The organism is Mycolicibacter sinensis, from assembly GCF_001667375.1.
In the GTDB taxonomy this organism is placed as follows: domain Bacteria; phylum Actinomycetota; class Actinomycetes; order Mycobacteriales; family Mycobacteriaceae; genus Mycobacterium; species Mycobacterium sinense_A.
This window is the reverse complement of the sequence record NZ_LZIN01000067.1, coordinates 1-1,442: the sequence shown is the minus strand read 5'-3', so window position 1 is coordinate 1,442 and position 1,442 is coordinate 1. Positions and strand designations below refer to the sequence as shown.

Annotated in this window: 1 protein-coding gene; it reads right to left on the bottom strand. The window is 67.1% G+C overall.

Going from position 1 to position 1,442, the window contains the following annotated elements; all coding sequences use genetic code 11:
- Positions 1 to 1,442, bottom strand: a 1,442-nt coding sequence (locus A5771_RS12945; protein ID WP_064855622.1) for an aldehyde dehydrogenase family protein, incomplete at both ends; no start/stop codon positions are given.

The following is a 1,442-nucleotide window of genomic DNA, read 5'->3' as shown; positions in this document are numbered from 1 at the left end:
GCCGTCTGGGAGTAGGACACCAGCAGGTTCTTGGTCTGCTGGTAGTAGGCGAGCGCCATCTTGTGGTTCTCCCGGCCGATCCCGGACTGCTTGTAGCCGCCGAACGCGGCGTGCGCTGGATAGGCGTGATAGCAGTTGATCCACACCCGCCCGGCCGCGATGTCGCGGCCGGCCCGGTAGGCGGTGTTGCCGTCGCGGCTCCACACCCCGGCGGCCAGCCCGTAGAGGGTGTCGTTGGCTTGTGCGATCGCGTCGTCGTAGTCGCTGAACGACGTCACCGACACCACCGGGCCGAAGATCTCCTCCTGGAAGATCCGCATCTTGTTGTGCCCGCCGAAGATCGTCGGCTGCACGTAGAAGCCGCCGGACAGATCGCCGCCGAGTTCGGCGCGCTCGCCGCCGGTGATGACCTTGGCGCCCTCCCCCTTGCCGATCTCGATGTAGGACAAGATCTTTTCCAGCTGGTCGTTGGAGGCCTGCGCGCCGATCATGGTGGCCGCATCCAGCGGGTCGCCTTGGCGGATCGCCTTGGTGCGGATCGCGGCCAGCTCCAAAAACTCGTCGTAGATGTCGGCCTGGATCAGCGACCGCGACGGGCAGGTGCACACCTCACCCTGATTGAGCGCGAACCCGGCGAATCCCTCCAACGCCTTGTCCTGAAAGTCGTCGTTGGCCGCCAGCACGTCGGAGAAGAAGATGTTGGGACTCTTGCCGCCCAACTCCAGGGTGACCGGGATGATGTTGTGACTGGCGTACTGCATGATCAGCCGCCCGGTGGTGGTCTCGCCGGTGAAGCCGATCTTGGCGATCCGGTTACTGGACGCCAGGGGCTTGCCGGCCTCCACCCCGAATCCGTTGACCACGTTGACGACTCCGGCCGGCAGCAGGTCACCGATCAGACCCATCAAGAACAGGATCGACGCCGGGGTCTGCTCGGCGGGCTTGAGCACCACCGCGTTACCGGCGGCCAGCGCCGGCGCCAGCTTCCAGGCCGCCATCAGCAGCGGGAAGTTCCACGGGATGATCTGACCGACCACGCCCAGCGGCTCCTGGAAGTGGTAGGCGACGGTGTCGTCGTCGATCTGGCTCAGCGCGCCCTCCTGGGCGCGGATCGCCGATGCGAAGTAGCGGAAATGATCGGCGGCCAGCGGGATGTCGGCGGCCAGGCACTCCCGGATCGGCTTGCCGTTGTCCCACACCTCGGCCACCGCCAGCTGCTGGCTGTGCTCGTCGATGCGGTCGGCGATCTTGTTGAGGATCGCCGCGCGATCGGCCGGCGACGTCTTGCCCCAGGCCGGCGCCGCCGCCTGCGCGGCGTCCAGCGCCTTGTCGATGTCGGCCGCCGTGGAGCGCGGGATCTCGCAGAACACCTCGCCGGTGACCGGGGTGGCGTTCTCGAAGTACTCACCGGTCACCGGCGCCTCCCACTGCCCACCGATGAA